The sequence below is a fragment of the Nocardioides sp. GY 10127 genome, from assembly GCF_004919085.1.
In the GTDB taxonomy this organism is placed as follows: Bacteria; Actinomycetota; Actinomycetes; order Propionibacteriales; family Nocardioidaceae; genus Nocardioides.
Map to the genome: position 1 here is coordinate 412,069 of NZ_STGL01000006.1, position 22,719 is coordinate 434,787.

General features: G+C 70.2%; 33 protein-coding genes. 5 read left to right on the forward strand and 28 right to left on the reverse strand.

All coding sequences use genetic code 11. The annotated features are described in order from the left end of the window. Nucleotide 1 precedes the first annotated feature (1 nt). From secY to E8D37_RS12090, 23 genes are all read right to left on the reverse strand, one after another. Entirely contained in the window at nt 2-1,303 is a 1,302-nt protein-coding gene (gene secY / locus E8D37_RS11980; RefSeq protein ID WP_136569986.1) for a preprotein translocase subunit SecY, read from the reverse strand. Nucleotides 1,304-1,490: 187 nt separating this feature from the next. Continuing rightward, nucleotides 1,491-1,931, reverse strand: coding sequence for a 50S ribosomal protein L15 (gene rplO, locus E8D37_RS11985; protein WP_136569987.1), 441 nt, complete (start codon nt 1,929-1,931; stop codon nt 1,491-1,493). Nucleotide 1,932: 1 nt separating this feature from the next. Then, a complete protein-coding gene (gene rpmD / locus E8D37_RS11990) occupies nt 1,933-2,115 on the reverse strand; it encodes a 50S ribosomal protein L30 (RefSeq protein WP_136569988.1) in 183 nt (60 codons plus the stop codon). Further along, nucleotides 2,115-2,732: a 30S ribosomal protein S5 gene (gene rpsE / locus E8D37_RS11995; RefSeq protein WP_136569989.1), complete on the reverse strand. Its 618-nt coding sequence runs from the start codon at nt 2,730-2,732 to the stop codon at nt 2,115-2,117. Before rpsE ends, rpmD begins: the two co-directional genes overlap by 1 nt. A 34-nt stretch (nt 2,733-2,766) precedes the next feature. Beyond that, entirely contained in the window at nt 2,767-3,150 is a 384-nt protein-coding gene (gene rplR / locus E8D37_RS12000) for a 50S ribosomal protein L18 (RefSeq protein WP_136570116.1), read from the reverse strand. 2 nt (nt 3,151-3,152) lie between these two features. Further along, nucleotides 3,153-3,692 (reverse strand): 50S ribosomal protein L6, encoded by a 540-nt coding sequence (rplF, locus tag E8D37_RS12005; protein ID WP_136569990.1) that lies wholly within the window; start codon nt 3,690-3,692, stop codon nt 3,153-3,155. Nucleotides 3,693-3,722: 30 nt separating this feature from the next. After that, the gene (gene rpsH / locus E8D37_RS12010) at nt 3,723-4,130 is read right to left on the reverse strand and encodes a 30S ribosomal protein S8 (RefSeq protein ID WP_136569991.1); all 408 of its coding nucleotides are present in this window, start codon (nt 4,128-4,130) and stop codon (nt 3,723-3,725) included. A gap of 102 nt (nt 4,131-4,232) precedes the next feature. After that, nucleotides 4,233-4,418 (reverse strand): type Z 30S ribosomal protein S14, encoded by a 186-nt coding sequence (locus E8D37_RS12015; RefSeq protein WP_136569992.1) that lies wholly within the window; start codon nt 4,416-4,418, stop codon nt 4,233-4,235. Between the two features lies 1 nt (nt 4,419). After that, nucleotides 4,420-4,998: a 50S ribosomal protein L5 gene (gene rplE, locus E8D37_RS12020; protein ID WP_136569993.1), complete on the reverse strand. Its 579-nt coding sequence runs from the start codon at nt 4,996-4,998 to the stop codon at nt 4,420-4,422. A gap of 1 nt (nt 4,999) precedes the next feature. Beyond that, nucleotides 5,000-5,362 carry a 50S ribosomal protein L24 gene (gene rplX, locus E8D37_RS12025; RefSeq protein ID WP_240770367.1) on the reverse strand — a complete coding sequence of 121 codons (363 nt, stop codon included), beginning with the start codon at nt 5,360-5,362 and terminating at the stop codon, nt 5,000-5,002. A gap of 2 nt (nt 5,363-5,364) precedes the next feature. Then, nucleotides 5,365-5,733 carry a 50S ribosomal protein L14 gene (gene rplN, locus E8D37_RS12030; RefSeq protein WP_136569994.1) on the reverse strand — a complete coding sequence of 123 codons (369 nt, stop codon included), beginning with the start codon at nt 5,731-5,733 and terminating at the stop codon, nt 5,365-5,367. Between the two features lie 96 nt (nt 5,734-5,829). Further along, nucleotides 5,830-6,099, reverse strand: a complete 270-nt coding sequence (gene rpsQ, locus E8D37_RS12035; protein ID WP_136569995.1) for a 30S ribosomal protein S17 — start codon at nt 6,097-6,099, stop codon at nt 5,830-5,832. Next, nucleotides 6,096-6,341, reverse strand: coding sequence for a 50S ribosomal protein L29 (rpmC, locus tag E8D37_RS12040; protein ID WP_136569996.1), 246 nt, complete (start codon nt 6,339-6,341; stop codon nt 6,096-6,098). Before rpmC ends, rpsQ begins: the two co-directional genes overlap by 4 nt. After that, entirely contained in the window at nt 6,338-6,757 is a 420-nt protein-coding gene (gene rplP, locus E8D37_RS12045) for a 50S ribosomal protein L16 (RefSeq protein ID WP_136569997.1), read from the reverse strand. Before rplP ends, rpmC begins: the two co-directional genes overlap by 4 nt. Nucleotide 6,758: 1 nt before the next feature. After that, nucleotides 6,759-7,589, reverse strand: coding sequence for a 30S ribosomal protein S3 (rpsC, locus tag E8D37_RS12050; protein ID WP_136569998.1), 831 nt, complete (start codon nt 7,587-7,589; stop codon nt 6,759-6,761). Beyond that, complete coding sequence (rplV, locus tag E8D37_RS12055; protein WP_136569999.1) at nt 7,589-7,999, reverse strand: 50S ribosomal protein L22; 411 nt, start codon at nt 7,997-7,999, stop codon at nt 7,589-7,591. The genes rpsC and rplV overlap by 1 nt, the downstream gene beginning before the upstream one ends. Nucleotides 8,000-8,036: 37 nt before the next feature. Continuing rightward, on the reverse strand, nt 8,037-8,318 hold the full coding sequence (rpsS, locus tag E8D37_RS12060; protein WP_136570000.1) for a 30S ribosomal protein S19: 282 nt from the start codon (nt 8,316-8,318) through the stop codon (nt 8,037-8,039). Next, the gene (rplB, locus tag E8D37_RS12065) at nt 8,318-9,154 is read right to left on the reverse strand and encodes a 50S ribosomal protein L2 (RefSeq protein WP_136570001.1); all 837 of its coding nucleotides are present in this window, start codon (nt 9,152-9,154) and stop codon (nt 8,318-8,320) included. Before rplB ends, rpsS begins: the two co-directional genes overlap by 1 nt. 26 nt (nt 9,155-9,180) lie before the next feature. Beyond that, complete coding sequence (rplW, locus tag E8D37_RS12070; RefSeq protein ID WP_136570002.1) at nt 9,181-9,483, reverse strand: 50S ribosomal protein L23; 303 nt, start codon at nt 9,481-9,483, stop codon at nt 9,181-9,183. A gap of 2 nt (nt 9,484-9,485) precedes the next feature. Beyond that, nucleotides 9,486-10,097 (reverse strand): 50S ribosomal protein L4, encoded by a 612-nt coding sequence (gene rplD / locus E8D37_RS12075; RefSeq protein WP_136570003.1) that lies wholly within the window; start codon nt 10,095-10,097, stop codon nt 9,486-9,488. A gap of 2 nt (nt 10,098-10,099) precedes the next feature. Continuing rightward, complete coding sequence (gene rplC / locus E8D37_RS12080) at nt 10,100-10,759, reverse strand: 50S ribosomal protein L3 (RefSeq protein WP_136570004.1); 660 nt, start codon at nt 10,757-10,759, stop codon at nt 10,100-10,102. Between the two features lie 11 nt (nt 10,760-10,770). Next, nucleotides 10,771-11,079 carry a 30S ribosomal protein S10 gene (gene rpsJ / locus E8D37_RS12085; protein ID WP_008360994.1) on the reverse strand — a complete coding sequence of 103 codons (309 nt, stop codon included), beginning with the start codon at nt 11,077-11,079 and terminating at the stop codon, nt 10,771-10,773. 624 nt (nt 11,080-11,703) lie between these two features. Continuing rightward, nucleotides 11,704-12,399, reverse strand: a complete 696-nt coding sequence (locus E8D37_RS12090; RefSeq protein ID WP_136570005.1) for a hypothetical protein — start codon at nt 12,397-12,399, stop codon at nt 11,704-11,706. Nucleotides 12,400-12,538: 139 nt separating this feature from the next. Between E8D37_RS12090 and E8D37_RS12095 the strand changes: the two genes are divergently transcribed. Then, complete coding sequence (locus tag E8D37_RS12095; RefSeq protein WP_136570006.1) at nt 12,539-13,279, forward strand: tetratricopeptide repeat protein; 741 nt, start codon at nt 12,539-12,541, stop codon at nt 13,277-13,279. Between the two features lie 13 nt (nt 13,280-13,292). On the opposite strand, the gene trmB is transcribed toward E8D37_RS12095, so the two are convergent. Continuing rightward, nucleotides 13,293-14,039 carry a tRNA (guanosine(46)-N7)-methyltransferase TrmB gene (gene trmB / locus E8D37_RS12100; protein ID WP_136570007.1) on the reverse strand — a complete coding sequence of 249 codons (747 nt, stop codon included), beginning with the start codon at nt 14,037-14,039 and terminating at the stop codon, nt 13,293-13,295. 119 nt (nt 14,040-14,158) lie between these two features. Here trmB and E8D37_RS12105 point away from each other — a divergent pair, with 119 nt between their 5' ends. Together E8D37_RS12105 and E8D37_RS12110 are read left to right on the forward strand one after the other, a co-directional pair. Further along, on the forward strand, nt 14,159-15,586 hold the full coding sequence (locus E8D37_RS12105; protein ID WP_136570008.1) for a hypothetical protein: 1,428 nt from the start codon (nt 14,159-14,161) through the stop codon (nt 15,584-15,586). Continuing rightward, nucleotides 15,583-16,896, forward strand: coding sequence for a hypothetical protein (locus E8D37_RS12110; RefSeq protein WP_136570009.1), 1,314 nt, complete (start codon nt 15,583-15,585; stop codon nt 16,894-16,896). Before E8D37_RS12105 ends, E8D37_RS12110 begins: the two co-directional genes overlap by 4 nt. A 139-nt stretch (nt 16,897-17,035) precedes the next feature. Here E8D37_RS12110 and tuf read toward each other — a convergent pair whose 3' ends face one another. From tuf to rpsL, 4 genes are all read right to left on the reverse strand, one after another. Further along, complete coding sequence (tuf, locus tag E8D37_RS12115; RefSeq protein ID WP_136570010.1) at nt 17,036-18,229, reverse strand: elongation factor Tu; 1,194 nt, start codon at nt 18,227-18,229, stop codon at nt 17,036-17,038. Between the two features lie 101 nt (nt 18,230-18,330). Beyond that, entirely contained in the window at nt 18,331-20,454 is a 2,124-nt protein-coding gene (gene fusA / locus E8D37_RS12120; RefSeq protein WP_136570011.1) for an elongation factor G, read from the reverse strand. Nucleotides 20,455-20,529: 75 nt separating this feature from the next. Then, nucleotides 20,530-21,000: a 30S ribosomal protein S7 gene (gene rpsG / locus E8D37_RS12125; protein WP_136570012.1), complete on the reverse strand. Its 471-nt coding sequence runs from the start codon at nt 20,998-21,000 to the stop codon at nt 20,530-20,532. 1 nt (nt 21,001) lies between these two features. After that, entirely contained in the window at nt 21,002-21,376 is a 375-nt protein-coding gene (rpsL, locus tag E8D37_RS12130; protein WP_011757353.1) for a 30S ribosomal protein S12, read from the reverse strand. 358 nt (nt 21,377-21,734) lie between these two features. On the opposite strand from rpsL, the gene E8D37_RS12135 reads away from it, so the two are divergent. Next, nucleotides 21,735-22,070 carry a DUF2530 domain-containing protein gene (locus tag E8D37_RS12135; RefSeq protein ID WP_240770369.1) on the forward strand — a complete coding sequence of 112 codons (336 nt, stop codon included), beginning with the start codon at nt 21,735-21,737 and terminating at the stop codon, nt 22,068-22,070. Beyond that, a complete protein-coding gene (locus tag E8D37_RS12140; protein ID WP_206055713.1) occupies nt 22,067-22,696 on the forward strand; it encodes a class I SAM-dependent methyltransferase in 630 nt (209 codons plus the stop codon). The genes E8D37_RS12135 and E8D37_RS12140 overlap by 4 nt, the downstream gene beginning before the upstream one ends. The last annotated feature ends 23 nt before the right edge of the window (nt 22,697-22,719 follow it).

Consider the following 22,719-nt stretch of genomic DNA (forward strand, 5'->3'; position numbering starts at 1 on the left):
GTCAGCGAAGGAATCCTTCGTAGTTGCGCTGCTGGAGCTGGCTCTCGATCTGCTTCACCGTGTCGAGGGCGACGCCGACCATGATGAGGATCGACGTGCCGCCGAAGGGGAAGTTCTGGTTGGCCTGGATCAGCACGAGGGCGATCAGGGGCACCAGGGCGATCAGTCCGAGGTAGCCGGCACCGGGCAGCGTGATGCGGGACAGGACGTAGGACAGGTAGTCCTCGGTCGGCTTGCCCGCCCGGATCCCGGGGATGAAGCCGCCGTACTTCTTCATGTTGTCCGCGACCTCCTTCGGATTGAAGGTGATCGAGACGTAGAAGTAGGTGAAGAACACGATCAGCGCGAAGTAGGCGATCATGTAGAGCGGGTGGTCTCCCCGCACGAAGTACTTGCTGATCCAGGCCACCCACGCGGAGTCGCTGGTCTGGTTGAACTGCACGGCCATGGCCGGCAGGTACAGCAGCGACGAGGCGAAGATGACCGGGATGATGCCGGCCTGGTTCACCTTGAGCGGGATGTAGGTCGAGGAACCGCCGAACATCTTCCGACCGACCATGCGGCGCGCGTACTGGACGGGGATCCGCCGCTGCGCCTGCTCGATGAAGATGACGGCCGCGATCAGCACCAGGCCGATGAGCAGCACGATCCCGAACGTCCACCAGCCCTGGGCCTTCTGCACCTGCCACATGGCGGAGGGGAAGGTGGCCACGACCTGGGTGAAGATCAGGATCGACATGCCGTTGCCGATGCCGCGCTCGGTGATGAGCTCGCCCAGCCACATGATGACGGCCGTGCCGGCGGTCATGGTGATGACCATGACGAGGAACGTGCGCATCCCGTCGTCGTGCAGCAGCGAGGAGTCGCACGAGAGCAGGCCGCCTGAGCGGGCGAGCGCCACGATGCCGGTGGCCTGGAGGAGCGCGAGGCCCAGCGTCAGGTACCGGGTGTACTGCGTGATCTTGGTCTGGCCGGCCTGGCCCTCGTTCTTGAGGGCCTCCAGGCGCGGGATCACCACGACCAGCAGCTGCAGGATGATGCTCGCCGTGATGTACGGCATGATCCCGAGCGCGAAGACGGTCAGCTGGAGCAGCGCACCGCCGGAGAAGAGGTTCACCAGGCTGTAGAGGCTGGCGTTGGAGCCGGACTGGGCCGCCTCGATGCACGTCTGCACGTTGGCGACGTTCACACCGGGGGCCGGGATCTGGGACCCCGCCCGGAAGATCACGATGATGCCCAGGACGAAGAGCAGCTTGCGACGCAGGTCAGGCGTCCTGAAAGCGTTGGCGAACGCGCCTAGCACGAGATCCTCTTTCTGCATTCAGACAACGACTCCCAGGTCTTACCCAGCGAGCCCGGCAGAGCCTAACAGGTGTGATGTTGCATCCATGTCCGGCACCGCCGAGTCGGTGAGGAGGCCCAGGAGTCCCGGGAACGACGAAGGGCGCGGGACCCGCACCGAGGTGGTGCCCCGCGCCCTTCGAGCGTTGTCAGACCAGGGTGGTCGTACCGCCCGCGCCCTGGATCTTCTCCGAGGCGGAGGCCGAGAACGCGTTCGCGCTCACGTCGACCTTGACGGCGATGTCGCCGCTGCCGAGGACCTTGACCGGCTGGCCCTTGCGGACCGCGCCCTTGGCCACCAGGTCCTCGATCGAGACCGAGCCACCCTCCGGGAACAGCTCGGAGATCTTGTCCAGGTTCACGACCTGGAACTCGACCTTGAACGGGTTCTTGAAGCCCTTGAGCTTCGGCATGCGCATGTGGATGGGCATCTGGCCACCCTCGAACGCAGCCGGGACCTGGTAGCGGGCCTTCGTACCCTTGGTACCGCGACCGGCGGTCTTGCCCTTGGACGCCTCACCACGACCCACACGGGTCTTGGCGGTCTTGGCGCCCTTGGCCGGCTTCAGGTTGTGCAGCTTGAGCGTCATGTCACTCCACCTCCTCGACGGTCACGAGGTGACGCACCGTCTGGACCATGCCGCGGATCTCCGGGCGGTCCTCCTTCACGACGACGTCGCCGATCCGCTTGAGACCGAGCGAACGCACGGTCTCGCGCTGGTTCTGCTTGCAGCCGATCGTGGACTTGATCTGCTGGACCTTGAGCTGCGCCATCAGGAGGCCACCTCCTCCGAGGAACCCGCGGGAACCTCGTTGCGCGCCTTGAGCAGCGCGGCGGGGGTGACGGCCTCGACGGGCAGGCCGCGACGGGCCGCGACGGCCTCCGGCTGCTCCAGCATCTTCAGCGCCTCGACGGTCGCGTGAACGATGTTGATCTGGTTCGACGAGCCGAGCGACTTGCTCAGGATGTCGTGGATGCCGGCGCACTCCAGGACGGCGCGCACCGGACCACCGGCGATGACACCGGTACCGGGGGCGGCCGGCTTCAGGAACACGACACCGGCAGCCTTCTCACCCTGGACCGGGTGGGGGATGGTGCCCTGGACCCGGGGGACCTGGAAGAAGTGCTTCTTGGCCTCCTCCACGCCCTTGGCGATGGCGGCCGGCACCTCCTTGGCCTTGCCGTAACCGACGCCGACGAGACCCTCGCCGTCACCGACGATCACGAGGGCGGTGAAGCTGAAGCGACGACCACCCTTCACGACCTTGGCGACACGGTTGATCGCGACGACACGCTCGATGTAGGCGGTCTTGTCAGCACCCTGGTTGCCGCGACGGTCGTCGCGTCCACGGCGCTCGCCACCGCGCTGTCCGCGCTGGGCTCCGCTCATGAGACTACTTCCTCTACTCTCTCGGACTTCGCGATCAGAAGGTGAGGCCGCCCTCACGGGCGGCGTCGGCCAGGGCCGCGATGCGACCGTGGTACTTGTTGCCGGCGCGGTCGAAGACCACGCCCTCGACACCAGCAGCCTTGGCACGCTCGGCGACGAGCTCGCCGACCTTCTTCGCCTTGGCGGTCTTGTCGCCCTCGAGCGTGCGGACGTCCGCCTCCATGGAGGAGGCGCTCGCCAGCGTCTTGCCGACCAGGTCGTCGACGACCTGGACGCTGAGGTGCTTCGAGGAGCGGGTCACGACCATGCGCGGACGCTCGGCGGTGCCGTGCAGCTTCTTGCGGCCGCGCACCTGCCGGCGGAGGCGGGAGCGGGTCTTCGCCGCGGTGTGCTTGTGGTTGGACAGCGAGATGGCCATCGTCACTTACCAGCCTTTCCGACCTTGCTCCGGACGTGCTCGCCCTCGTAGCGCACACCCTTGCCCTTGTAGGGCTCAGGCTTGCGCAGCTTGCGGATGTTCGCGGCGACCTCGCCGACGAGCTGCTTGTCGATGCCCTGGACGCCGAGCCGGGTCGGCCCGTCCGTCGTGAAGGTGATCCCCTCGGGGGCCTCGAAGATGATCGGGTGGCTGTAGCCGAGCTGGAACTCCAGCTGCGTGGGGCCCTTGGGCAGCACGCGGTAGCCGACGCCACGGATCTCGAGCTTCTTCTCGTAGCCCTGGGTCACGCCCACGACCATGTTGTTGACCAGCGTGCGGGTCAGGCCGTGGAGCGACTTGGACAGCCGCTCGTCGTCCGGGCGCTTCACCTCGAGCTCACCCTCCGCCTTCTCGACGGTGATGGGCGAGGCCACGGTGTGGCTCAGCGTGCCCTTGGGGCCCTTGACGGTCACGACCGGGCCGTCGATGCTCACATCGACGCCCGACGGGACCGTGATGGGGAGCTTGCCAATACGCGACATGCTTGTGGTTCTCCTATCTCGGTCTCGTCGTCACCAGACGTAGGCGAGGACTTCGCCGCCCACGCCCTTCTGGTTCGCCTGGCGGTCGGTCAGCAGACCCTGGCTCGTCGAGATGATCGCGACGCCCAGGCCGCCGAGCACCTTCGGGAGGCCGGTGTGCTTGGCGTACACGCGCAGACCGGGCTTGCTGATCCGGCGGACGCCGGCGATCGAGCGCTCGCGGTTGCGGCCGAACTTGAGGGTGATGGTGAGCGTCTTGCCCACCTCGCCCTCGGCCGGCTCGGCGACGGCGTACGAGGTGATGTACCCCTCCTGCTGGAGGATGTCGGCCACGCCCTGCTTGAGCTTGCTGTAGGGCATGGACACCGAGTCGTGGTACGCCTGGTTGGCGTTGCGCAGACGGGTCAGCATGTCTGCGATCGGGTCAGTCATCGTCATGGCCGTGAGGCCCTTTCTCCACCCCGGTTTCGCATCCGCACGGCTTGGCGGGGCGACCTTGGGCGACTTGTGTGTGGATTCAGAAGGAGTGCGGGAAACCCGTCACCAGGAGGACTTGGTCACGCCGGGCAGCTCGCCACGGTGCGCCATCTCGCGCAGGCAGATCCGGCACAGGCCGAACTTGCGGTAGACGGCCTTGGGCCGGCCGCAGCGCTGGCAGCGGGTGTAGGCGCGCGAGCTGAACTTCGGCTTGCGGGCCGCCTTGACCTTCAGAGCCGTCTTCGCCATGTCAGTTCTCCTTGAACGGGAAGCCGAGCGCCTTCAGCAGCGCGCGACCCTGGTCGTCATTGGTGGCGGTGGTGACCACGGTGATGTCCATGCCCCGGGTCCGGTCGATCCGGTCCTGGTTGATCTCGTGGAACATGACCTGCTCGGTGAGACCGAAGGTGTAGTTGCCGTTGCCGTCGAACTGCTTGCCGTTGAGGCCGCGGAAGTCGCGGATACGGGGCAGGGCGATGGACAGCAGCCGGTCGAGGAACTCCCACATGCGGTCACCGCGGAGGGTGACGTGGCAGCCGATCGGCATGCCCTCGCGCAGCTTGAACTGCGCGATGGACTTGCGGGCCTTGGTCACGGTCGGCTTCTGGCCGGTGATCGCGGTGAGGTCGCGGACCGCACCGTCGATCAGCTTCGCGTCGCGAGCCGCCTCGCCGACACCCATGTTGACCACGATCTTGGTCAGGCCGGGCACCTGCATGACGTTGGCGATCTCGAACTCGTTCTTGAGCGCCGGGAGGATCTCCTCGCGGTACCGGGTCTTCAGACGGGGCACCGTGGCGACCACGGGGGTCTCGGTGGTCTCGGTCATCTCAGATCTCCTTGCCGGTCTTGCGGGAGATGCGGACGCTGCGCTCGGAGCTGTAGGTCGAGCCGTCGGGGCGACGCTTGGTCACCTCGACGCGCTTGAAGCCCGTGCGGGTGGTGCCCTTGCCCTCGACCAGCGCCACGTTGGACACGTGGATCGGCGCCTCGGCGGTCACGATGCCGCCGGTGCTGCCCTCACGACCGCCGTTGTTGACGGCCTTGGTGTGCTTCTTGACGAGGTTGACACCCTCGACGATCACGCGGTCCTCACCGGGGATCGTGCGGATGACCTTGCCCTCGACGCCCTTGTCCTTGCCGGCGATCACCTTGACGGTGTCGCCCTTCTTGACGTGCAGGTTCTTGGCCATGCTCACAGCACCTCCGGGGCGAGCGAGATGATCTTCATGAACTTCTTGTCCCGCAGCTCACGACCCACGGGGCCGAAGATGCGGGTGCCGCGGGGCTCACCGTCGTTCTTGAGGATGACGGCGGCGTTCTCGTCGAAGCGGATGTACGAGCCGTCGGGACGACGGCGCTCCTTGACGGTGCGCACGACAACAGCCTTGACGACGTCACCCTTCTTGACGTTGCCGCCGGGGATCGCGTCCTTGACCGTGGCGACGATGGTGTCGCCGATGCCGGCGTAGCGGCGACCCGAGCCGCCGAGAACGCGGATGCAGAGGATCTCCTTGGCACCCGTGTTGTCGGCGACCTTCAGTCGCGACTCCTGCTGGATCATTGCTGTTTCTCCTGGTTGTCGAGCTGGTTCTCACGGGCTCGTGACCCGTGAGCCTGGCCGAACTTCATGGGGTTGGGCTCGCCTTGCGGCGAGGACTCACTTGGCCTTCTCGAGGACCTCGACCACGCGCCACCGCTTGGTGGCGGAGAGCGGGCGGGTCTCCATGAGGAGGACGCGGTCGCCGATGCCGCACTCGTTGGCCTCGTCGTGGGCCTTGAGCTTGCTCGTGCGACGCATGACCTTGCCGTAGAGGGCGTGCTTGACGCGGTCCTCGACGGTCACGACCACGGTCTTGTCCATCTTGTCGCTCACCACGATGCCCTCACGGGTCTTGCGGCTGTTGCGCTCGGTCACCTGCTCGCTCATGCGGCACCGTCCTCGTTGCTCGCGCCCGGGGCGGTCCGGATGCCGAGCTCGCGCTCACGCACCACGGTGTAGATCCGGGCGATGTCCTTCTTGACCGACCGCAGCCGGCCGTGGCTCTCCAGCTGACCGGTGGCCGCCTGGAAGCGGAGGTTGAACAGCTCCTCCTTGGCCTCGCGGAGCTTGGCCTCCAGGTCGACGTCGTTGAGCTCGTCGAGCTCGTGCGCCTGGGCGTTCGCCATCAGAACTCACCGCCCTCTCGGGTCACGAATCGGCACTTCATGGGGAGCTTGTGCATCGCGCGGCGCATGGCCTCGCGGGCGATGTCCTCCGGAACACCGGAGAGCTCGAACATCACGCGGCCCGGCTTGACGTTGGCCACCCACCACTCGGGGGAACCCTTACCGGAACCCATGCGGGTCTCAGCAGGCTTCTTCGTGAGCGGGAGGTCCGGGTAGATGTTGATCCAGACCTTGCCGCCACGCTTGATGTGGCGGGTCATGGCGATACGAGCGGACTCGATCTGGCGGTTCGTCACGTAGGCGGGCCCGAGGGCCTGGATGCCGTAGTCACCGAAAGCCAGGCTGGTGCCACCCTTGGCAGCGCCGGAGCGCTTCGGGTGGTGCTGCTTGCGGTGCTTGACGCGGCGGGGCATCAACATGTCAGGCCTCCGGAGCGGTCGTCGTGTCGGACGCCGGAGCGGCAGCGGCCTCGGCGGGAGCCTCGGACTGCTGACCGCGGTCGGCGCGGGTGGGGCGGTCGCCGCGGGAGCCGCGGGTCGGACGGTCGCCACCGCGACCGCCACGGTTGCCACCGCGACCGGGGACGCCGGCGCGAGCAGCGGCCTGCGCCTGGCGCTCGGCGCGGGAGCCGGACACCTCACCCTTGTAGATCCAGACCTTCACGCCGATGCGGCCGAAGGTCGTGCGGGCCTCGTAGAAGCCGTAGTCGATGTCGGCACGCAGCGTGTGCAGCGGGACGCGACCCTCGCGGTAGAACTCGGTGCGCGACATCTCGGCGCCGTTGAGGCGGCCGGAGCACTGGATCCGGATGCCCTTGGCACCGGAGCGCATCGTGGTCTGCATCGCCTTGCGCATGGCGCGGCGGAACTGCACGCGGCCGGACAGCTGCTCGGCGACACCCTGGGCGACGAGCTGGGCGTCGACCTCCGGGTTCTTGACCTCGAGGATGTTCAGCTGGACCTGCTTGCCGGTCAGCTTCTCGAGCTCGCCGCGGATGCGGTCGGCCTCGGCGCCACGGCGACCGATGACGATGCCCGGACGAGCGGTGTGGATGTCCACCCGCACGCGGTCCCGGGTCCGCTCGATCTCGACCTTCGCGATGCCGGCCCGCTCCATGCCCTTGGACAGGAGCTTGCGGATCGCGACGTCCTCACCGACGTACGACTTGTAGAGCTTGTCGGCGTACCAGCGGGACTTGTGGTCCGTGCTGATACCCAGACGGAAGCCGTTCGGGTTGATCTTCTGACCCATCAGGCACCCTCTCCGTTGTTGGCCGGCGCGACGACCAGCGTGATGTGGCTCGTGCGCTTGTTGATCCGCGTGGCGCGGCCCTGGGCACGGGGACGCCACCGCTTCATGGTGGGGCCCTCGTCGACCATGGCGGTGATGACCACCAGGTCGTCGGTGTCCAGACCCTCGGTCGACTCCGCGTTCGCGACAGCGGACTCGAGGACCTTCAGGACGGTCTCGGCGGCGGCCTGCGGCGCGAAGGCCAGGATGTTCCGGGCCTCCTCGACGCTCGCACCGCGGACCAGGTCCACGACACGACGGGCCTTCATCGGGCTGATCCGCACGAAGCGGGCGGTCGCGAAGGCACCCGGCTGGTCGCCGAGCAGCGACTCGCGGCGGGCGCTGGTGCGCCGGCGCTCAGTAACGCTCATGTGCTCGTTCTCTCCAGTTTCCTTGGTCGCCCCCGCGTCAGCGGCGGCGGCCCTTCCGGTCTTCCTTCACGTGGCCCTTGTAGGTGCGGGTGGGAGCGAACTCCCCCAGCTTGTGACCGACCATGGAGTCGGACACGAACACCGGCACGTGCTTGCGGCCGTCGTGGACGGCGATCGTGTGGCCGATCATGGCCGGCACGATCATCGAGCGACGCGACCACGTCTTGATGACGTTGTGGGTGCCCTTGTCGTTCTCGGCGTCCACCTTCTTCATGAGGTGGTCGTCGACGAAGGGACCCTTGCTCAGGCTGCGAGGCATTACTTACGGCCCTTTCCGGTCTTGCGGCGGCGGATGATCATGGCGTCCGAGGCCTTGCGCTTGCGCGTGCGGCCCTCGGGCTTGCCCCACGGGGACACCGGGTGACGACCACCCGAGGTCTTGCCCTCGCCACCACCGTGCGGGTGGTCGACCGGGTTCATCACGACACCGCGGACGGTCGGGCGCTTGCCCTTCCAGCGCATGCGGCCGGCCTTGCCCCAGTTGATGTTGGACTGCTCGGCGTTGCCGACCTCGCCGACGGTGGCGCGGCAGCGCACGTCGACGTAGCGCATCTCGCCGGAGGGCATGCGCAGCGTGGCGCGGGAGCCCTCACGAGCGATCAGCTGGGCGGACATGCCGGCCGAGCGGGCGATCTTGGCGCCGCCGCCCGGGCGCAGCTCCACGCAGTGCACCGTGGTGCCGACGGGGATGTTGCGCAGGGGCAGGTTGTTGCCGGGCTTGATGTCGGCGTTGGGGCCGGCCTCGACCGCGGTGCCCTGCGTCAGGTCCTTCGGCGCGATGATGTAGCGCTTCTCGCCGTCGGCGTAGTGGAGCAGGGCGATGCGGGCGGTGCGGTTGGGGTCGTACTCGATGTGAGCGACCTTGGCCGGCACGCCGTCCTTGTCGTAGCGACGGAAGTCGATGATCCGGTACGCACGCTTGTGACCGCCACCCTGGTGACGGGTGGTGATCCGACCCTGGTTGTTGCGGCCGCCCTTCTTGGGCAGCGGCACCGTCAGGGACTTCTCCGGCGTGGTCCGGGTGATCTCGACGAAGTCGGCGACCGACGAGCCACGACGGCCCGGGGTGGTCGGCTTGTACTTGCGGATAGCCATAACTGAGTTCCTCGTATCCTGACCGGTCAGCCGACCTGGCCGAAGATGTCGATGCGGTGACCCTCGGCCAGGCTGACGATCGCGCGCTTGGTGTCCTTGCGCTTGCCCAGGCCGTAACGGGTACGACGGGACTTGCCGGGACGGTTCAGCGTGTTCACGCTCGTCACCTTGACGTCGAAGATCTTCTCGACCGCGATCTTGATCTCGGTCTTGTTCGCGTCCGGGTGCACGATGAACGTGTACTTGTTCTGGTCGAGCAGGCCGTAGCTCTTCTCGGAGACGACCGGCGCGAGCAGCACGTCACGGTGGTCCTTGTGCAGGGTGCTCATGCTCAGGCCTCCTTCTTGGTCGCGCCGGCCACGAAGACCTCGAAAGCGGCCTTGGTGAAGACCACGTCGTCGGAGGCGAGCACGTCGTAGGTGTTCAGCTGGTCGGCGTAGAGGAGGTGAGCCTCCACCACGTTGCGCAGCGACAGCACCGTCACGTCGTCCGAGCGGTCGACGACCACGAGGAAGTTGCGGCGCTCCGCGACCTCCTTGAGGGCGGCCAGCGCGGTCTTGGTGGAGGGGGTCTCGCCGGTGACGAGGGACTCCACCACGTGGATGCGGCCGTTGGCGGCCCGGTCCGAGAGGGCACCGCGGAGGGCGGCGGCCTTCATCTTCTTCGGGGTCCGCTGGTCGTAGCTGCGCGGCTGCGGGCCGTGCACGACGCCACCGCCCGCGAACTGCGGGGCGCGGGTCGAGCCCTGGCGGGCGCGGCCGGTGCCCTTCTGCTTGTAGGGCTTCTTGCCACCGCCGCGGACCTCGCCGCGGGTCTTGGTGGCGTGGGTGCCCTGGCGAGCGGCAGCCTGCTGCGCCACGACGACCTGGTGGATCAGCGGCACGTTGACGGCCACGTCGAAGATCTCGGCGGGGAGATCGACCTTCACGGTCTTGACAGCCATGCTCAGGCCTCCTGGGTCTTCTTGGCGGCCGAGCGGAGGACCAGCACGCCACCCTTGGGGCCGGGGACGGCACCCTTGATGAGCACGATGCCCTTCTCCGCGTCCACCGCGTGAACGGTCAGGTTCTGGGTGGTGACGGTGTCGCTACCCATGCGGCCGGCCATGCGCAGACCCTTGAAGACGCGACCCGGGGTGGCGCAGGCGCCGATCGAGCCGGGCTTGCGGTGGTTGCGGTGGGCACCGTGGGAGGCGGACACACCGGCGAAGCCGTGACGCTTCATGACACCGGCGAAGCCCTTGCCCTTGCTGGTACCGGTCACGTCGATCTCCTCGCCGGCGGCGAAGGTGTCGACGGCGATCTCCTGGCCGACGGTGTAGTCGGTGGCCGTGGTGGTGCGGATCTCGACCACGTGGCGGCGCGGGTTCACGCCGGCCTTGGCGAACTGGCCGGCGACCGGCTTGCTCACCTTGCGGGCCTCGATCTCGCCGTAGCCGATCTGGACGGCGTTGTAGCCGTCCACGTCGGGGGTACGGACGCCGGTGACGACGTTCGTGCTCACCGCGACGACGGTCACGGGGACCACACGGTTGTTCTCGTCCCAGAGCTGGGTCATGCCGAGCTTGGTGCCCAGCAGGCCCTTCACATTGCGTTCGAAAGTCATGTCGGCAGACCTCAGAGCTTGATCTCGATGTCGACGCCCGCCGGCAGGTCGAGCCGCATCAGGGAGTCGACGGTCTTCGGGGTCGGGTCGATGATGTCGATGAGGCGCTTGTGGGTGCGCATCTCGAAGTGCTCGCGGGAGTCCTTGTACTTGTGGGGCGAGCGGATGACGCAGTACACGTTCTTCTCGGTCGGCAGCGGCACCGGGCCGGCGACCTTGGCACCCGTGCGGGTGACCGTGTCCACGATCTTGCGCGCCGAGGTGTCGATCACCTCGTGGTCATAGGCCTTGAGCCTGATGCGGATCTTCTGTCCCGCCATAGGTCTCTCTCGTCCTTCTCGTCAGCTGCCGCGTGCGTTGTTCGCCGGGACGTCCTCGGGTTTGAGTGGGTCCCGCGTTGCTCGCCACCTCGTCTCCGACCCCCGCGGTCGGGCGTGTCGCCATTCCTGGAGGAATCGCGGGCATGCCACTGGACCGGGTCCTGGTGTCGGTTCCGGCTGGTGGCAGCCCTCGTGAGGCTGAATCGGGTCTCCTGGTTCGGCGGGCGCACAGCGACCCCTGGAACACAGTTCTCCTACCCCGAGGAACCCGGGAGAGGGAGACGCGATTCAGAAGTCAAGGTGTGCCGCGCCCCGGCGACCCGCCGGAGCAACTTGGCTATCTTGGCAGAGATCGGGGCCTCGGCCAAATCGTGCAGGCGCCCCCCGCGCGATCGGCCCGAGGCATCGCGTCGGTGGAGGATCGCTCACGCGGGACGTGAGCCCGCTGACGTCCCGCCAGGCTACCCGGCGCCCGGCCGGGACGGCGCCTCGCCGCTGCTTCCCGGCGTGGCGTCGCCCCCGTGCGGACGCAGGGGCGGGGCGTGGCCGGACGCGACACCGCCCCCGCTCGGGCCGGCGATCGGCGCGAACGGGGGCGGTCGTGGGACCTGCCGGGGAGGTCGGTCAGGCGTGGCCGCTGAGGACCAGGCCGTTGCCCGCCTCGAGGCGCCAGCCGGTGGCGACCGGGCCGGTCAGGCTCACGACGCCGGAGGAGACGACGCGCACCGGCACCTTGTCCGCGACGAGCTGCTGGACGACCCGGCGCTGCTCCGGGGTGAGCCGGGACTCGGCGGGGATGCGCCAGGCCGAGGTGGCGGCGCCGCCACCGCTGACGTGGTCGGGGGCACCCTGCTCGTCGAGCACCATCGTCTGGACCTCGTCGGAGGCGACGTGCAGCGTCAGGCCGCCGCGCTCGGCACTGATGTCGGTGACCCGACCGTGCTCGTGGCTGGTGACGAACTTCCGACCGAGGTCGGGCAGGTGCCGCATCTCCCCCAGCCGGCGTGCGAGGACGAGGGCGAGCGCCGTGCCCGCGGCGGCCAGGGCCGCGACCGCGAGCAGCGCCAGGAAGGCGGCCACGACCAGGGAGCCGCCGACGCCCAGCACGACGACGCTCGCCGCGCCGACCCCCAGGACGGCCATCGCCGCCAGGACCGGCAGCACCGGGGAGGGCGCCCGCAGACCGGCCGCGCCGCCGAGCAGCGCCGAGGCCGACGAGCCCGTCATCGGGGCCGCGGGCACGGCCCGGGTCGTGCCGGCGTCGGTGGATCGGGAGCCGGGGGTGCCGGAGCGGGTGGCGCGGTGGAACGGGGAGCGCATCGGGGTCCTCCTGGTACGGGTGGGTACCTCGAGGCTCCGCCCGCTGCTTCGGCCGCCGCCGTCGGGTCGCTGTCGGCTCCCTGTGAGTGGGGGACGTGGGGCCGGCTCCGGCCATCCGGCCGTCGGGCAGGATGGACGCGTGCGCGACGTCTCGGACCTGTGGGACTTCTCCGACCCGGCCGGCTCGCTGGCGCGGCTGCGCGCGGCGGCCGAGGCCGCGATGGACTCCCCCGGGGGCGCGGACGAGCGCCGGCTGCTGCGCACGCAGGTGGCGCGGGCGCTGGGCCTGCTCGAGCGCTTCGAGGAGGGGCACACCGTGCTGGACGGCCTGGTGGACGGCGTCCACCACGACCTCCCCTCGGAGCTGGGCGTCCGGATGGCGCTGGAGCGTGGGCGGCTGCGGCGCTCGGCCGGCGAGGACGCACCGGCGCTGGCCCTCTTCACGGAGGCCGCGGGCCTGGCGCGCGCCGCGGGGCTGGAGGAGCTGGAGATCGACGCGCTGCACATGGTGTGCCTGGTGCTGCCGGTCGACGAGCAGGTGGCCGCGCACGAGGCGGCGATCGCGCGGGCGGCGGCGTGCGGGTCCCCGGCGGCGCGGGCCTGGGACGCGTCCCTGCTCAACAACCTCGGGATGGTGCACGCCGACGCGGGCGACCACCGGGCCGCGCTCGGGTGCTTCGAGCGGGCGCTCGCCGCCCGCGTCCGCCTGGGCGACGACGACCGGACCCGGGTGGCCCGGTGGATGGTCGGCTGGTCGCTGCGCCTCCTGGGCCGCGACGCCGAGGCCCGGGCCGTGCAGGAGGCGCTGCGGGCCGAGCTCGACGCGCTCGGGCTCGACGACCCCTACGTGGACGAGGAGCTGGCGCTGCTCCGGTCGTGACCCGCCGAGGGGGTCACACCCGCCGGTAGGTGAGGTCGGTGATCGACCGCCCGGCGTCGGTGCCCTTGCGCTCGAAGCGCGTCACCGGTCGGGCGTCCCACCGCTCGACGACTCCCCCGGTCAGCAGCGGCTCGGCGTCCAGCACCTCGAGCATCTGCTCGGCGTAGTCGGCCCAGTCGGTGGCCAGCCGCCACAGCCCGCCCTGCTCCAGCCGCTCGGCCACCACGTGCGCGAAGCCGGGGCCCACCAGGCGGCGCTTGTGGTGACGCTTCTTGTGCCACGGGTCGGGGAAGAAGGTCCACACCTCGGCGAGGGACCCGGGCTCGAGCAGGTGCTCGAGCGCCCACTGCGCGTCGACGCCGATGAGGCGCACGTTGCGGACTCCGGCCTCCTCCAGCTTCCAGAGGGTGTCGGCGACCCCCGGTCGCCACACCTCGAACGCGAGGACGTTGACGTCCGGGCGCGCCGCGGCGAGGGCGGCCGTCGCGTCCCCCGCGCCCGAGCCGATCTCCACGACGAGGGGCGCCTCGGAGTCGAAGCAGGACGCGAACGAGAACCCGGGGCGGTCGACCGCCTCGTCCGGGATCACCCACGCCTCGTGGTGCGCCGCCCAGGCCTGCGCCTGGCGCGCCGTGAAGCGGCTCCCGCGGCGGGAGTAGCTGAGGACCTCGCGCAACGCGCGGCCGTCCTCGGTGAGCTTGTGGTGCGGGCGGGCCGGGGCGACGCGGGAGTCGGGGGACGTCGGGTGCTGCTCGGGCATGGCGGTCATTCTCCCTGCTCCCCACCGGCGCGTCCCAGCTCGCGAGCCCGCCTTGTGCTGCGCGCGGCCCGCGGCGCCGGGGCAGGTGCGGCGACGATCCGTTCCTGTACCGTCCCTGTGTGGTAGCGCTCACTCGTCCTCGTCTCGCCGCGTCGGCCGTGCCGGCGCTCGTGGTCGCGCTCGCGCTCGGCCTGGGCCTGCCCTCGTCGGCGGAGCCCGCGGCGCGTGGACCGCGACCGGTGAGCCTCACCCTCGACCGGACCTGGGGTGCCCCGGGCGAGGACGTGGTGGCCACCGGCACCGTGCCGGACCGGGTGGCCGAGAGCTCGTTCGCGCTGCTCCAGCGGCGCTCGCGCGGGCGCACCTGGACGACCGTCGACCGGGTCGCGGTGCAGCCCGGCGGCGGCTACCGGCTCAGCGGCCCGCTGGTCGAGGGCCGGCAGGACTGGAAGGTCCGTGTCGGTGACCTCTTCTCCGCTCGCCGCGCGACCCGCGGGATCGTGCCCGGTCCCTACGACCCCGACCCCGGTGGGCCGGCGTTCCGGCACGTCCACGGGTCGCAGTACCAGCGGTTCGCGGCCGACGTCTCCGCGACGGGGCGCTCGGTCGTCACCGCCGGCACGGGTGGCCCGTTCCTGCAGGACCAGCTCACCCGGCACGCGGAGCAGCTCCCCCGCGACCTCACGAGCTACCTGGTGTCCTCGGGTGCCGTCTCCGACGACGGGCTCGTCCTCGCGATGGCGCAGGGCCAGGTCGCCCAGACCCTGGGCATGCGCTCCCAGGACCTGGTGCGGGTGCCCGTCCCCCGGGCCCGCGGCCGGCTCTCGTCGGTGGCGGTCGCCGACGACGGCTCCGTCACCCTGACCCGGCGTACCCGGGACGGGGGCCAGGCGTGGTGGTGGACGCCGGGCCGCGCCCGCGCGCTGCGGCTCGACGTGCCTGCCGGCACCGACCCGAGCACGGTCGGGCCCGACCCCGCGACGTCCCGCGAGCCGGCCACCGTGAGCGGGGACGGCGCCACGGTCGCGTTCGTCAGCAGCGCCCGCCTCGCCGACGACGACGTGGACGACGAGCCGGACGTGTACCTGTGGCACCCCGGCCAGGCCGCGCCGGTCCTCGTCGACCCCGGGCTCGGGGCCACCGGCTCCCCCTCGCTCTCGGGCGACGGGACCCGGCTCGCGTACCTGGACGTGACGGCCGGGGAGGTGGTCGTGCGCGACCTCGACGCCGAGGAGGAGGTGTTCCGGGCCGCCGCCGTCGGCGGTGGGGTGCTGTCCGCCGACGGCGGGACCCTCGGCTGGGTCGCCGCGGTGGAGACCTCACCCGGCGAGCCCGCTCCCGCCCACCCGGCGCGACTCACCGACCTCGCCACCGGGGTGACCACGGTGTCGCCGGTGGACGCGGACGGCCACGGGCTCGACGCCCTGCGCGTCGTCCCCGCGGACGGCGGGCGGCACGCCGTCGTCACCACCACCGTGGACCCGCGGACCGGCGAGGCCTACCCGATCACGTGGGCCTGGACGTGGGACACCGAGGGAGTCTGGTGAAGGACCTGCCCCCGGCTCAGGCCGGCCGCCGTGCTCCCCGGGCCGCCGGCGTGGTCACCGCGGGGGCCGTGGCTGCGGGTCTCCTCACTGCCGGCAGCGGCCCGCTCCCGGCTGACGCCAACGACACCCCCGGCATCCACCTCTCCCGCACCTACGGCGCACCCGGGGACGAGGTGAGGGTCAGCGGCGGCGTGCCCGGCAGCGACAAGGGCACGACCGCGCTGCAGGCTCTCCGCCGTGGCCGCTGGGTCACCCTCGTGCGCGGACGTCACCACGGCAGCTACGCCCTTCGGGCGCCCCTGCGCGACGGGGTGCAGACGTGGCGCGTGCTGGTCGACGGACAGTCGACCCCGACGGTCCGGCTCCGGGGCGTCACCCCCGGGCCGTACGACCCGCCGCCAGGGCCGGTCTTCACGGCCGTGGCCCCCGCCGCCTCCGGCACCGATCTCCCCACGCTGTCCACGGACGGACGCTGGGTGGCCGTCCGCGGGGCCCGCGTCCCGCTGCTGCGCGACCGCCTCACCGGTCGCGCCGAGAAGCCGTGGGCCCAGGACGCACGCCCGGCGCTGTCCCCCGACGGCCGGCTCGTGACGCTGGTGCGGCGGGGCCGCGGCGTCCTGCTCGACCTGTGGACCTTCGCCACCACCCCGCTCCCGCGGCCCGCGGGCCGGCGCGTCGCGGCGGCCGCGCCCGCGGACGACGGGTCGCTCGCCCTGGTCCTCGTCGACGGCGACGGGCTCCGGGCACCGTTCGTGCTGCGGCCCGGGGACGAGAGCCCCGAGCAGCTGGCACCGGCCACCGACGGCACCGTCCAGGCCGTCCTCGCCTCGGGCAGCGACACCGTGGCGTTGACGACGTCAGCGGCCCTCACCGCCGACGACGTGGACGAGGCGGAGGACGCCTACCTGCTCCTCGACGGGTCGCCCGAGCTGCTCGACGAGACCGCGGACGCCCGCACTCACTCCCCGACGCTGTCCGCGGACGGGCGACGCGTGGCCTGGCTCGCGGAGTCACCCGGAGGCACCGAGGTCGTCGTCCGGGATGTGGGGACCGGGGCGGAGCTGTTCCGCCATCCCGCCGACGAGGCCGTGCTCTCCGGCGACGGCACCCACGTCGCCTGGCGGGACGGCGACGTGCTGGCGAGCTCCGACCTGGACGCCCCCACCACCCGTAGCGTCGCGGTGCCCGACGCCCGCGAGCTCGCCGTCTCCGGCGACGGCCGCTGGGTGGCGTTCACCGCCACGGCCTCGCCGATCGACGGCGGCGCCACCCCCAGCGCGACCTGGCTCTGGGACCGGGACGCCGACTGAGCCGGGCAGTCCACCGCGTGCCCAGGCATCCCAGAAGAGCCCCTCGGACGCAGAACAGCCCCGGACCTCGGTGAGAGGTCCGGGGCTGTCCCGGTGGGTCGGCCGGTGACCGCGAGCGGTCACCGGCCGACCCGGTGGATCACTTGGTGATCTTGGTGACCCGGCCGGCGCCGACGGTGCGGCCACCCTCGCGGATCGCGAAACGCAGGCCCTCGTCCATGGCGATGGGCTGGATGAGCTCGACGGCCATCTCGGTGTTGTCACCCGGCATGACCATCTCGGTGCCCTCGGGAAGGGTCACGACGCCCGTCACGTCCGTGGTACGGAAGTAGAACTGCGGGCGGTAGTTGTTGAAGAACGGCGTGTGACGGCCGCCCTCCTCCTTCGAGAGGATGTAGACCGAGGCGTCGAAGTTGGTGTGCGGGGTCGTGGTGCCCGGCTTGGCCAGAACCATGCCGCGCTCGACGTCCTCGCGCTTCGTGCCGCGGAGCAGCAGACCGACGTTCTCGCCGGCCTGGCCCTCGTCGAGCAGCTTGCGGAACATCTCGACACCGGTGACGGTGGTCTTGGTCGAGCCCTCGCGGATACCGAGGATCTCGATCTCCTCCGAGACCTTGATGATGCCGCGCTCGATACGACCGGTGACGACGGTGCCACGACCGGTGATCGTGAAGACGTCCTCGACGGGCATGAGGAACGGCTTGTCGGTGTCGCGCTCCGGCTGCGGGATGTACTCGTCCACGGCCGTCATGAGCTCGAGGATCGAGTTGCCCCACTTCTCGTCGCCCTGCAGCGCCGGGAAGGCCGCCACCTGGACGACCGGGACGTCGTCACCCGGGAACTCGTACTCGGAGAGGAGCTCGCGCACCTCCATCTCGACGAGCTCGATGAGCTCCTCGTCGTCGACCATGTCGCACTTGTTCAGGGCGACGACCAGGGCGGGCACGCCGACCTGGCGGGCGAGCAGCACGTGCTCACGGGTCTGCGGCATCGGGCCGTCGGTCGCGGCGACCACCAGGATCGCGCCGTCCATCTGGGCGGCACCGGTGATCATGTTCTTGATGTAGTCCGCGTGACCGGGGCAGTCGACGTGGGCGTAGTGACGCGCCTCCGTCTGGTACTCGATGTGGGCGATCGAGATGGTGATGCCGCGCTGACGCTCCTCGGGAGCCTTGTCGATCTGGTCGAACGGCGACGCCTCGTTGAGGTCCGGGTACTTGTCGTGCAGCACCTTCGAGATCGCCGCGGTGAGCGTCGTCTTCCCGTGGTCGATGTGACCGATGGTGCCGATGTTGACGTGCGGCTTGGTCCGCTCGAACTTCGCCTTAGCCACTGGGGGCTCCTCCTGGTGTGGTTGTTACTTGACTCGTGGTGGAACTGGGCGGCGGCCGCATGGGTCCGCGGCCGCCGCAGCTGGTGCCGAGGCTGGGGGCCTTACTCGCCCTTGACCTTCTTGACGATCTCGTCGGCGATGTTCGCGGGAACCTCGGCGTACGAGTCGAACTCCATCGAGTACGAGGCCTGGCCCGAGGTCTTGGACCGCAGGTCACCGACGTACCCGAACATCTCGGACAGGGGGACGAGAGCGGCGACGACGAGGTCACCGTTCACCTCCTCCTGCGAACGGATCTGGCCGCGACGGGAGTTGATGTCACCGATGACAGTACCCAGGAAGTTCTCCGGGGTGGTCACCTCGACGGCGAACATCGGCTCCAGCAGCACCGGCTTGGCCATCCGGCAGGCCTCCTTGAAGGCCTGGTTGCCGGCGATCTTGAACGCGAGCTCCGAGGAGTCCACGTCGTGGTACGCGCCGTCCTCGAGGGACACCTTCACGTCGACCATCGGGTAGCCGGCGAGAACGCCGAACTGCATGCCGTCCTGGGCACCCTGGTCGACCGAGGGGATGTACTCCTTCGGCACGCGACCGCCGGTCACGTTGTTGGCGAACTCGTAGCCCGCACCGAGGCCGGTCTCCGGGTCCACGTTCGGCGCGATCGAGATGACGACCTTCGCGAACTGGCCGGAACCACCGGTCTGCTTCTTGTGCGTGTACGAGTGGTTGGAGACCTCGCGGCGGATCGTCTCGCGGTAGGCCACCTGCGGCTTGCCGACGGTCGCCTCGACCTTGAACTCGCGCTTCATGCGGTCCACCAGGATGTCCAGGTGGAGCTCGCCCATGCCCGAGATGATGGTCTGCCCGGTCTCCTCGTCGGTCTTCACGACGAAGGTCGGGTCCTCCTCGGCCAGACGCTGGATGGCGACACCCAGCTTCTCCTGGTCCGACTTGGTCTTGGGCTCGATCGCGACCTCGATCACCGGGGCCGGGAAGGTCATCGACTCGAGCACGACCGGCTTGGCCGCGTCCGAGAGGGTGTGACCCGTGCGGGTGTCCTTCAGGCCCATGACGGCGACGATCTGGCCGGCGCCGACCGACGCGATCTCCTCACGCTTGTTCGCGTGCATCTGGTAGACCTTGCCGATCCGCTCCTTGCGGCCGTTGGTCGAGTTCAGCACCGTGGCGCCGGCCTCGAGCTTGCCCGAGTAGACGCGGACGAAGGTCAGACGACCGAGGTGCGGGTCGGCGGCGATCTTGAACGCCAGCGCGGCCAGCGGCTCGTCGTCGGACGGCTTCCGGACGATCTCGTTCTCCGGGATCTCCTCGGAGTCCGGCTTGTGGCCGACGATGCCCTCGACGTCCAGCGGGGACGGGAGGTAGTCGACGATCGCGTCGAGCAGGGGCTGGACGCCCTTGTTCTTGAACGCGGTGCCGGTGAGGATCGGGTTCACCTTGTCGGCGAGCGTCGCGGCACGGACGTAGGCCTTGACGGTGGGCACGTCGAAGACGTCGCCCTCCTCGAGGTACTTCTCCATCATGTCGTCGTCGGTCTCGGCGAGGGTCTCGATGAGCTTCTCGCGGTACTCGGCGGCCTTGTCGGCGAGGTCGGCCGGGATCTCCTCGACCACGTAGTCCTCACCGGTCTTGGTCTCGCCGCGCCAGACCTTGGCGTTCATCTCGACCAGGTCGACGATGCCGATGAAGTCGCCCTCGGCGCCGATCGGGAGCTGCATCACGAGCGGGGTCGAGTTCAGCTTGGCGACGATGGTGTCGACCACGCGGTAGAAGTCCGCGCCGGTGCGGTCCAGCTTGTTGACGAAGCACATCCGCGGGACGGAGTACTTGTTCGCCTGGCGCCACACGGTCATGGTCTGGGGCTCGACACCGGCGACGCCGTCGAACACGGCGACGGCACCGTCGAGGACGCGCAGCGAGCGCTCGACCTCGACCGTGAAGTCCACGTGACCGGGCGTGTCGATGATGTTGATCTGGTGCTTCTTCCACCAGCAGGTCGTCGCGGCGGACGTGATGGTGATGCCGCGCTCCTGCTCCTGCTCCATCCAGTCCATCGTCGCGGCGCCGTCGTGCACCTCGCCGATCTTGTAGGAGATGCCGGTGTAGAAGAGGATCCGCTCGGTGGTGGTCGTCTTGCCGGCATCGATGTGAGCCATGATGCCGATGTTGCGGACAGTCTTGAGGTCGGTCGTGATGTCGACAGCCACGGTCTGGTCGCGTTCCTTAGGTCGAAGGTGTGCGGTGGAGCGGGGCGGCCCCGGTCAGGAGCCGCCCCGCCGAGGTCACCAGCGGTAGTGGGCGAAGGCCTTGTTGGACTCGGCCATCTTGTGAGTGTCCTCGCGCTTCTTCACAGCGGCACCGAGGCCGTTGGAGGCGTCGAGGATCTCGTTCATCAGCCGCTCGGCCATCGTCTTCTCGCGACGGTCCTGGGCGTAGCCCACGAGCCAGCGGAGGGCGAGGGTGGTGCCACGACCACCCTTGACCTCGATCGGGACCTGGTAGGTCGCACCGCCGACGCGGCGGGACTTGACCTCGATGGCCGGCTTCACGTTGTCGAGCGCACGCTTCAGCGTGACGACCGGGTCGGTGCCGGTCTTCTCACGGCAGCCCTCGAGGGCGCTGTAGACGATGCGCTGCGCGACCTGCTTCTTGCCGTCCTGCAGGACCTTGGAGACGAGCTGGGTGACCAGCTGCGACCCGTAGACCGGGTCGACATCGATCGGCCGCTTCGGCGCGGGACCCTTGCGCGGCATGTCAGCTCTTCTCCTTCTTCGCGCCGTAACGGCTGCGAGCCTGCTTGCGGTTCTTGACACCCTGGGTGTCGAGGGTGCCGCGGATGATCTTGTAGCGGACGCCGGGAAGGTCCTTCACACGGCCGCCGCGGACGAGCACGATCGAGTGCTCCTGCAGGTTGTGACCGACACCCGGGATGTAGGCGGTGACCTCGACGCCGGAGCTCAGACGCACGCGGGCGACCTTGCGGAGGGCGGAGTTCGGCTTCTTCGGGGTGGTCGTGTAGACGCGGGTGCAGACGCCGCGGCGCTGCGGAGAACCCTTCAGGGCAGGCGTCTTGTTCTTGGACACCTTGTCCTGGCGGCCCTTGCGGACCAGCTGCTGGATAGTGGGCACCGGGTGGTTCCCTCTCTTTGTCGACTCTCACTGCTCGGCGACCTGCCGGGCAGGGTGGTGGCGGGAGATCCCTCTCCCCCCTGGCGCTGGGTGGTGCTACCGACCGACCGCACACCCCCGAGGTCGGGCGTGTCGCCCCTGTCCTCGCCCCGACCGGGGTCTCCCCCGGCGGTTCGTGGGGCCCGTGCCCGGCCTCCTCCGACGTGGCGGAGGAGCTGGTCGAGCACGCGCGACGGCCTGGTCGTCCCAGACACGAAAGTCGAGGCTACCCGGCCCCTGTGAGGGGGTCAAAAAGGCCGAGGACCCCAGCCGCGCGGGCCGGGGGCCGCAGGCGGGCGTCGCCCTCTAGGCTGGGGCCGTGAGCGAGGACGAGCAGGTGGACGCCCACCGTATCGGGCGGCGCACCTACGTGGTCGCCCCGGTCGAGCCGCTGGACACCGACGGGGTCCGGACGGTGACGGTGGGGACGGCCCTGTGCTTCCTCGGCTTCCTCGCCCTCATCCCCTTCTACGGGTGGCTCGAGCAGACCGAGCGCACCTGGTGGCTGTGGGTCTGCCTGGCCGGCACAGGCCTGGGGCTCCTCGGCCTCGAGTACGTCCGCCGGCGCCGCGACAGGCGGGTGGCGGCCGCGCAGGCCGCCGAGCAGGCGGACGAGGTCTCCGCGACCGACGGGCCCGACGAGGCCACGGCGTGAGCGGACCCCTGCCGCCCACCCGCTGGGCGCAGGCGGGCGCCGGCACCTCCGACGGGTTCGGCCGGACGTTCGGTCGACTGGTCGCCTCCGGCGCCGACGTCGACGGCGAGGCCCGGCTCGCGGACGCCCTCCTCCCCCGCGGCGGGCGGGTGCTCGACGTCGGGGCGGGCATGGGCCGGGTCTCCGCGGCGCTGTCCGCGCGCGGGCACACCGTCGTCGCCGTCGAGCCGGACGCCGCCCTGGTCGAGCAGGCGCGGGCGACCTACCCGGGGCTCGACGTCCTGCCACTGGACGGCCTGGCGCTGTCCCCCGCGACCCTGGGCACCGAGCGTCCGCACGAGTACGACCTGGTCGTCCTGGTGGGCAACGTCCTCGTCTTCGTCGCCGAGGGCACCGAGCAGCGGATGCTCAGCACGGTCCGCGGCCTGCTGGCCGGGCGCGGCCGCGTCCTCGTGGGCTTCCACCTGGCCGACGGGCCGCCCGCCGCGCGCAGGTACCGCCCCGAGGAGTTCGAGGCGGACGTCGAGGCGGCCGGCCTGCGGGTCGACGCCCGGTTCGGCAGCTACGAGCTGCACCCGCCGGCCGACGACTACGCCGTGTGGCTGCTCAGCGCCGTGCGGGGCTGAGCGGAGCCCGAGCGGGCGGCGCG